Genomic DNA, 7574 nt, shown 5'->3' with positions numbered 1-7574 from the left:
GACGGCAGGTCGCGGATATGGCCGTAGGAAGCCAGCACCTCGTAGCCGGAGCCCAGGTATTTATTGATGGTCTTGGCCTTGGCGGGGCTCTCGACGATGACGAGATTCATGGCGCTCTGTTCGGGAAATCGGGGCGCGAACGTGGTTGGCGTCGAAGGGGAAGTCAATCGCATCCATGAACGACAACCACCCGAAGGTGTCTTAAGCGTCTTGATGGCAACCAAAGGTTGTGCATTATTCGCAAACGCAATCAGGAGCGAGACGATGTCGAGCCAAGGCGACCGGGTACCGCTGCAGCAAGGTGTTTCGACGACGCGGGCGGCGCCCGATCTCAACGACTATCCGGTGCGGGAGTATGTCACCGCCATGGCGCTGGAACTGGCGCGAATGGCGCGCTGGGATGGAGACGAAGTTCTTGCCGGGGCGCTGGAGGCCGCATCGGCGATGGCGTCCCGCGCCGCGAAGTAATCCATTCAAACGGAGGCGAGCCCGCCGGGTAGAAGCGTGGCTCGACCGATGACGCTGAGTTCCAGCAGGGCGGCGGCGACCACGCCGATCGGCAGGTCCAGCGCCCGGGCCAATTCGTCGCGTGGGGTCGGAGTGGGGGACAAGAGGCCGGCGACCTGTTCGATCAAGGCCTCATCCAGGTCGTCCGGCGTGCCGTCGAACGGCGAATCAGCGGGCGGCTCGCGCAAGGTTCGCAGGGTGGTGAAGGCGCGTTCCACGTCATCAAGTCCCTCGCACAGGATGGCGCCCTGACGCAGCAGTTCGTTGGGGCCTTTCGAGCGCGGATCCAGCGGCGAGCCCGGTACGGCGAAGACGTCGCGGCCCTGTTCGTTGGCCAGGCGGGCAGTGATCAGGGAGCCGGAGCGAATCTCGGCCTCGACCACAATCACGCCGCGCGACAAGCCGGATATGATGCGGTTGCGGCGGGGGAAATCGCGGGCCTGGGCGCGGGCGCCGACCGGGCTTTCGGAGACGACACAGCCCTGTTCCGCGATCTGGCGATAGAGATCGGCGTTTTCAGCTGGATAGACGTCGTCCACGCCGCCGCCGAGCACCGCCACGGTGCCGGTTGGCAGGGCGCCCTGGTGGGCCGCCGCGTCGATGCCGCGCGCCAGGCCGGACACGACGACATAGCCGGCTTCGCCCAGTTGCTGCGACAGGCCGCGGGCGATGCGCTGGCCGCCTGCCGAGGCGATGCGCGCGCCGACGACGCCGATGCAGGGACGGGACAGCAGGCCGGCATCGCCGCGCGCCCACAGCAGGGGCGGAGGCGGATCGACGGCCGCCAGCATGTCGGGATAGTCCACGTCACCCAGCAGGATCAGCCGCGCGCCGCATCGCTGGCCCGCCGCCAGTTCGGCTTCGAGGCGTTCGCTGGCGGGCAGAGCGTAGCCGTCGCGGCCGCTGCGTCGCATCAGATCAGGCAGGGCCTCGACCGCGCGAACGGCGGAACCAAAGCGTTGCAGCAGTTGGGAAAAGGCCACGGGACCGACACGGTCGGTGCGGGCCAGCCGAAGCCGGGCGAAACGCTCGGCGTCGGACAGGGGGGTCAAGCCTTCTTGGCCCCGATCTTGGGCTCGGCGCCCTTCAGCAGCCGGGCGATGTTCTCATGGTGGCGGATGTAGATCAGCACCGCGGTGAAGACCGCCAGGATCAGGATGGGCGCGGGGGCGGGCAAGCCCAGCATCGGCACGGGCAGCAGTGCGTAGAGCGGCGTCAGCGCCGCCGCCACCAGAGCCGCCAGCGAGGAATAGCGCAGGGCGAAGGCGACGATCAGCCAGGTCGCCGCCGCCAGCAGGCCCAGCGGCCAGCAGGCGGCCAGGATCAGACCGAAGAAGGTCGCAACCCCCTTGCCGCCCTTGAAGCCCAGCCAGACGGGGAAGAGATGGCCCAGGAAGGCCGCTCCGCCGGCGATGGCGCCCGCCGCCTCGCTGCCGAACAGGTGGCGCGCGATCAGCAAGGCGATCGCGCCCTTGCCGGCGTCGAGGACCAGGGTGGCGATGGCCAGATCCTTGCGCCCCGTCCGCAGGACATTGGTCGCGCCAATATTGCCCGAACCGATGTTGCGCACGTCGCCTGCGCCCGCAGCGCGCGTCAGCACGACCCCGAACGGAATTGAACCGAGCAGGTATCCGCCAATCGCGACAAGCCCGAGCGTCAGAAGCGCCGGTGCGGCCAGATCCTGCAAGTGATTCGCTCCCGTTTAGCGTGCGTCGTGGACGATGCGTCCACCGACGACGGTGAGCAAGACCTTCCCTTGCAGACGACGGCCGTCGAAGGGCGAATTCTTCGATTTGGAGCGGAGCGTGGCCGCATCGACCACAACCGGAGCGCCTGCATCGAACAGGACGAGGTCGGCCGGCGCGCCTTGCGCCAGGACGCCCGCGTCCAGCCCCAGCAGACCGGCGGGGCCCTGCGTCAGCGGGCGCAGCACGTCCAGCAGGTCCAGTCCGTGCTCGTGGTGCAGCATCAGGGCGGCGGGCAGCAGGGTCTCCAGACCCACGGCGCCGGGCGCGGCCTCGGCGAAGGGACGGCGCTTGTTTTCGGCGGGCTCGGGCGCGTGGGCCGAGGTGATGGCGTCGATCAGGCCGTCGCGCACGGCCTCGACCAGGGCCTGACGGTCGCTCTCGGCGCGCAGCGGCGGGTCCAGCTGGTAGAAGGTCCGGTAGTCGCCGATGTCGATCTCGTTGAAGCAGAGGTGGTTGATCGACACCGAGGCCGAGACCTCAAGCCCGCGAGCACGGGCGCGGGCCAGGGTTTCCAGCGCGCCTTCGGTCGAGATCTGATCGACCAGGAAGCGGGCGCCGGTCTGTTCGACCAGGGCCAGGTCGCGTTCCAACTGGATGCGTTCGGCGATGGCGGGCGCGCCGGACAGGCCGAGACGGGTCGCCAGTTCGCCGGAGGTCGCCACCGCGCCTTCCGACAGCCAGGGCTCGGCCGGGCGGCAGGCGATCAGGGCGTTGAAGGCGGCGGCGTAGCTCATCACCCGCTGCAGGGTGCGGGTGTTGACGATGACCCGGTCGCCGTCGGTGAAATAGAGGGCGCCCGCTTCGTGCATCAGGCCGATCTCGGCCATGCGCTGGCCGTCGCGCCCTTGCGTGGCCGCGCCCGCCGCACGGACGTTGACCAGATCGAGGGCCGCGCCGCGCCGCTGGATGTGGTCGATCAGGGCGGGATCGTCGATGGCTGGGTCGGTGTCGGGCTGGACCACGATGGTGGTGACGCCGCCCGCCGCCGCCGACAGGCTGGCTGACTTGAGGGTTTCCTTGGGTTCGTTGCCCGGTTCGCCGGTCTTGACCCGGATGTCGATCAGGCCGGGCGCCAGGCAGCGGCCCTGCGCGTCGATGACGGTGACGCCGTCGGGGCGCTGGGTCGCCTGCCCGTGGACGACCTCGAGGATGCGGCCGTCCTGGATCAGGACCGCGCCGGGACCGTCATAGTCGCTGGCGGGGTCCAGCAGGCGGGCGTTGACGATGGCCAGCGTATTGGGAGCGGCGGTCATGCGGCGGCTCCCGCGCGGCGGTGGGCGAGGGCGGCGAGGACAGCCATGCGGGCGGCGACGCCCATCTCGACCTGATCCTGGATCAGGGAGACGCTCAGGTCGTCGGCCACGTCGGAGTCGATCTCCACGCCCCGGTTCATCGGGCCGGGGTGCATGACCCTGGCGTTCGGCGCGGCCCAGGCCAGCTTCTCGCGATCCAGACCCCAGAAACGGAAATACTCGCGGGTCGAGGGGATCAGGGCGCCGGTCATGCGCTCAAGCTGAAGGCGCAGCATCATGACGACGTCGCAGCCGGCCAAGCCTTCCTTCATGTCGTGGAAGACCTCGCAGCCCCAGCGGTCGGCGTCGCCCGGAACGAGCGTCGGCGGGCCGACCAGGCGGACGCGCGCGCCCATCATGGACAAGAGGGCGACGTTGGAGCGGGCCACGCGGCTGTGGGCGATGTCGCCGCAGATGGCGACCGTCAGCCCGCCGACGTCGCCGAAGGCGCGGCGCAGGCTCAGCAGGTCCAGCAGCGCCTGGGTGGGGTGCTCATGACGGCCGTCGCCGGCGTTGACGACGGCGCAGCCGACCTTCTGAGACAGCAGGTCCACGGCGCCAGACGACGAATGGCGGACCACCAGGATTTCCGGCTTCATCGCGTTCAGCGTCACCGCCGTGTCGATCAGGGTCTCGCCCTTGGCGACCGAGGAGGCCGAGACCGGCATGGTGACGACGTCGGCGCCCAGACGCTTGGCGGCGATCTCGAACGAGGAGCTGGTGCGCGTCGAGTTCTCGAAGAAGAGGTTCACGACCGTCTGGCCGCGCATCAGGTCTATGCCCTTGGCCGACTGGCGATTGAAGTCGACGAAGGCGTCGGCGAGATCCAGCAGCGCCAGGGCGGCGGGCGGGTTCAGATCGCCAGCGGCGAGGAAGTGATCACGGGGAAACGGCAGCAGCCGTTCCTGGATGAGTTCGGTGACGGGAGCGGCATGGGTCATCGAGACGCCGCTATAGGCGGGACTCAGGCCAGATGGAATAGCAGCAAGGCCATCGGGATGCCGAAGACCGAGAATACCGTCGTCGCGGCGATGATCCCGGCCATCAAAGGCGCGTCTCCGCCCATCTGTCGCGCCAGCACATAGGCTGAGGCCGCGCCGGGCGCCGCGCCGCACAACAGGGCGATTCCCTGCGCCTGTTCGTCGCCGCCGTAGAGGCGCGCCAGCTGCCACATGGCCAGGGGCGTCAGGATCATCTTGACCACGACCACGGCGCTGACCGTGACCCGCGTGCGCGCCAGTTCGCGAAAGCTGAGCCCTGCGCCCGCCACGATCAGGCCTAGCGGCAAGGCGGCCGACCCCAGCAGGCGCAGCGTCTCGGCCACGCCCGGCGGCTGCGGCGCGCCCAGGAAGTTGAGCGCCAGGCCCAGCAGACAGGCCAGCAGGATGGGGTTGGACATCATCGCCCTGAACAGGGCCTTGGGCGAGGCGCCGCGCTGGTCCGCGCCCCACTTGGCCAGGACGATGACGCTGAGGATGTTGCTGACCGGGATCATGGCGGCGATGACCACGGCGGCCAGACCGACGCCTTCAGCCCCAAAGGTCGCCTGGACGACCGGCAGGAAGACGAAGCTGTTCCAGCGGATCATGCCCTGGAAGACGCTGGTGAAGGCGGGGCCGCTGAGGTTCAGCAACGGCCGGGACAGGAGGGTCAGGGTCGAGATGATGATCGAGACCGTCACGGCGGCTGCCCCGGCCGCGCCGGCCGCTGATCCCGACAGGTCCGCGCTCCAGATCGCGGGGATCAGAAAGCCGGGATAGAGGACGTTGATAGCCAGCTTCTCGATCGGCCGCCAGGCGGCGTCGGGCAGGTAGTCGGACTTCTTCAGCCCATAGCCCAAGGCCAGCAGGATGAAGACCGGCAGGACGCCCGCGGCGATGGCCGTCATGTCAGTCGCGCAGTCGGTCCAGCGCGCCCTGCAGAATCCAGGCGGCGGCGGTGCGGTCCACGACATCGGCGCGGCGTTTGCGCGTCAGGTCCAACTCGTCGATCAGGAAGCGTTCGACCGCCGTGGTCGACAGGCGTTCGTCCTGGAAGGCGACGTTGACGGGGCGGATACGCTCCAGATTGCGGGCGAAGGCCCGGCAGGACTGGGCGCGCGGCCCCTCGGTCCCGTCCATGTTCAGCGGCAGGCCGATGATCAGGGCCGAGACGTTGCGGCCGTTCATCAGCTTGATCAGCTGCTCGGCGTCCTGGGTGAATTTCGTCTTGCGGATCAGCTGCAGCGGGCTGGCGATCATGCGGCTGGTGTCGGACACCGCCACGCCGATGGTGTTTTCGCCCAGATCCAGCCCTAGCCAGGCGGTGTCGGGCGGGCAGGCGGCGGGGAGGTCGGTGAGGTCGAATACGGGCACGGCCTCCCCATATTGCAATGCGGAACGCTTGTCGAAGCCGCATCGGGCGGTTAACCCACGACAGGAGTCAGTCCGGGCGACTCCCTTGCGCCCTGACTGGATGAATTTCGGAGATTTCCATGGCTATCGACGCCGCGACGGTGAGGCGTGTCGCCCACCTCGCCCGCATCAAGACCCCCGAGGACCGCCTGGAGCCGCTGGCCCAGGAGCTGAACGGCATCCTGAACTGGATCGAGCAGCTGAAGGAGGTCGATGTGCAGGGTGTCGAGCCGATGACCTCCAACGTCGCCCAACCGCTGCGCCTGCGCGAAGACGTCGTCACCGACGGCGCCAAGGTGGATGCGGTCCTGTCGAACGCCCCGAAGTCGGCTGACGGCTTCTTCGTCGTGCCCAAGGTGGTCGATTAAGCCATGACCGATCTGACCAAGTTTACACTCAAAGACGCCGTCGACGGCCTGAAGGCCAAGACCTTCTCGTCGGAAGAGCTGACCCGCGCCTTCCTGACCAATATCGAAGCCTCGAACCCGGCGCTGAACGCCTATGTCGAGGTGACGGCGGACAAGGCGCTGGAACAGGCGCGCGCTTCCGACGCCAAGCTGGCCAAGGGCGAGGGCGGCGACCTGGAAGGCGCGCCGCTGGGCATCAAGGACCTGTTCTGCACCGAAGGCGTGCAGACGACCGCCGGCTCGAACATGTTGCGCGGCTTCGTGCCGCCCTATGAATCCACCGTCACCGCCAATCTGTGGCGCGAAGGCGCGGTCATGTTGGGCAAGCTCAACATGGACGAGTTCGCCATGGGCTCGGCCAACGAGACCTCGGCCTTTGGTCCGGTGAAGAACCCGTGGAAGGCCAAGGGTTCGGACGCCGAGCTGACGCCGGGCGGTTCGTCGGGCGGTTCGGCTTCGGCTGTGGCTTCTGATCTGTGTCTGGCCGCGACGGCCTCGGACACCGGCGGCTCGATCCGCCAGCCCGCCGCCTTCACCGGCACGGTCGGCATCAAACCCACCTATGGCCGCGCCAGCCGTTTCGGCATGGTGGCCTTCGCCTCCTCGCTGGATCAGGCCGGGCCGATCACCAAGACGGTGACGGACGCCGCCATCCTGCTGAAGTCCATGTGTTCGTTCGACGCCAAGGACTCGACCAGTCTCGACATCCCGACGCCTGACTGGACCCAGTCGGTCGGCCAGTCGGTCAAGGGGCTGCGCATCGGCGTCCCGGCGGAATACCTGATCGACGGCATGTCCGAAGAGATCAAGACGCTGTGGCAACAGGGCGTCGCCTGGCTGAGAGCTTCCGGCTGCGAGATCGTTGAGATCAGCCTGCCGCATACCAAATACGCCCTGCCGGCCTACTATATCGTGGCCCCGGCTGAGGCCTCGTCGAACCTGGCCCGCTATGACGGGATGCGCTTCGGCCACCGCGCCGAGGAGTTCTCGTCGCTGGACGACCTATACGCCGCCTCGCGCGCCGAGGGCTTCGGCAAGGAGGTTCAGCGCCGCCTGACCATCGGCACCTATGTCCTGTCGGCGGGCTTCTATGACGCCTACTACGTCAAGGCGCTGAAGGTGCGTCGCCGCATCGCCGAGGACTTCGACAACGTCTGGGGCAAGGTGGACGCCATCCTGACCCCGTCGACCCCGACGGCGGCGTTCAAGCTGGGCGACAAGCAGATC

General features: G+C 68.3%; 11 protein-coding genes. 4 read left to right on the top strand and 7 right to left on the bottom strand.

Annotation, left to right across the window (positions count from 1 at the left end):
• A partial coding sequence (locus VGE49_RS14190; protein WP_414643579.1) for a toprim domain-containing protein occupies window positions 1-110 on the bottom strand: 110 nt, incomplete at its 3' end.
• On the opposite strand from VGE49_RS14190, the gene VGE49_RS00430 reads away from it, so the two are divergent.
• Window positions 109-468 carry a hypothetical protein gene (locus tag VGE49_RS00430; RefSeq protein WP_331032619.1) on the top strand — a complete coding sequence of 120 codons (360 nt, stop codon included), beginning with the start codon at window positions 109-111 and terminating at the stop codon, window positions 466-468. The genes VGE49_RS14190 and VGE49_RS00430 overlap by 2 nt on opposite strands.
• Window positions 469-473: 5 nt before the next feature.
• Here the strand turns inward: VGE49_RS00430 and dprA are convergent, their stop codons facing one another.
• From dprA to ruvX, 6 genes are read right to left on the bottom strand one after another with little or no spacing between them, the layout of a single operon-like run.
• Complete coding sequence (gene dprA / locus VGE49_RS00425; RefSeq protein WP_331032618.1) at window positions 474-1559, bottom strand: DNA-processing protein DprA; 1086 nt, start codon at window positions 1557-1559, stop codon at window positions 474-476.
• Window positions 1556-2194 (bottom strand): glycerol-3-phosphate 1-O-acyltransferase PlsY, encoded by a 639-nt coding sequence (gene plsY, locus VGE49_RS00420; protein WP_331032617.1) that lies wholly within the window; start codon window positions 2192-2194, stop codon window positions 1556-1558. Before plsY ends, dprA begins: the two co-directional genes overlap by 4 nt.
• A 15-nt stretch (window positions 2195-2209) precedes the next feature.
• Window positions 2210-3508 carry a dihydroorotase gene (gene pyrC / locus VGE49_RS00415; protein ID WP_331032616.1) on the bottom strand — a complete coding sequence of 433 codons (1299 nt, stop codon included), beginning with the start codon at window positions 3506-3508 and terminating at the stop codon, window positions 2210-2212.
• Complete coding sequence (locus tag VGE49_RS00410) at window positions 3505-4488, bottom strand: aspartate carbamoyltransferase catalytic subunit (protein WP_331032615.1); 984 nt, start codon at window positions 4486-4488, stop codon at window positions 3505-3507. The genes pyrC and VGE49_RS00410 overlap by 4 nt, the downstream gene beginning before the upstream one ends.
• A gap of 23 nt (window positions 4489-4511) precedes the next feature.
• Entirely contained in the window at window positions 4512-5435 is a 924-nt protein-coding gene (locus VGE49_RS00405) for an AEC family transporter (RefSeq protein WP_331032614.1), read from the bottom strand.
• A 1-nt stretch (window position 5436) separates the two neighbouring features.
• Window positions 5437-5901 carry a Holliday junction resolvase RuvX gene (gene ruvX / locus VGE49_RS00400; RefSeq protein ID WP_331032613.1) on the bottom strand — a complete coding sequence of 155 codons (465 nt, stop codon included), beginning with the start codon at window positions 5899-5901 and terminating at the stop codon, window positions 5437-5439.
• Between the two features lie 17 nt (window positions 5902-5918).
• On the opposite strand from ruvX, the gene VGE49_RS14185 reads away from it, so the two are divergent.
• The 3 genes from VGE49_RS14185 to gatA form a co-directional block, all read left to right on the top strand.
• The gene (locus VGE49_RS14185; RefSeq protein ID WP_404822166.1) at window positions 5919-6005 is read left to right on the top strand and encodes a hypothetical protein; all 87 of its coding nucleotides are present in this window, start codon (window positions 5919-5921) and stop codon (window positions 6003-6005) included.
• Window positions 6006-6020: 15 nt separating this feature from the next.
• On the top strand, window positions 6021-6308 hold the full coding sequence (gene gatC, locus VGE49_RS00395) for an Asp-tRNA(Asn)/Glu-tRNA(Gln) amidotransferase subunit GatC (protein WP_331032612.1): 288 nt from the start codon (window positions 6021-6023) through the stop codon (window positions 6306-6308).
• 3 nt (window positions 6309-6311) lie between these two features.
• Window positions 6312-7574 (top strand): Asp-tRNA(Asn)/Glu-tRNA(Gln) amidotransferase subunit GatA (gene gatA / locus VGE49_RS00390; protein ID WP_331032611.1); only part of this gene is annotated, 1263 nt, incomplete at its 3' end.

This window comes from Brevundimonas sp., from assembly GCF_036405315.1.
Taxonomy (GTDB): Bacteria; Pseudomonadota; Alphaproteobacteria; order Caulobacterales; family Caulobacteraceae; genus Brevundimonas.
The sequence above is the reverse complement of the archived record's forward strand: the minus strand, read 5'-3'. Positions and strand labels throughout refer to the sequence as shown.

Coding starts and splice junctions, on each gene's coding strand:
- VGE49_RS00410 (WP_331032615.1), bottom strand. CDS start 4,488: ATGACCCATGCCGCTCCCGTCACCGAACTCATCCAGGAACGGCTGCTG.
- gatC (WP_331032612.1), top strand. CDS start 6,021: ATGGCTATCGACGCCGCGACGGTGAGGCGTGTCGCCCACCTCGCCCGC.
- VGE49_RS14185 (WP_404822166.1), top strand. CDS start 5,919: ATGCGGAACGCTTGTCGAAGCCGCATCGGGCGGTTAACCCACGACAGG.
- pyrC (WP_331032616.1), bottom strand. CDS start 3,508: ATGACCGCCGCTCCCAATACGCTGGCCATCGTCAACGCCCGCCTGCTG.
- VGE49_RS00405 (WP_331032614.1), bottom strand. CDS start 5,435: ATGACGGCCATCGCCGCGGGCGTCCTGCCGGTCTTCATCCTGCTGGCC.
- VGE49_RS00430 (WP_331032619.1), top strand. CDS start 109: ATGGCGCTCTGTTCGGGAAATCGGGGCGCGAACGTGGTTGGCGTCGAA.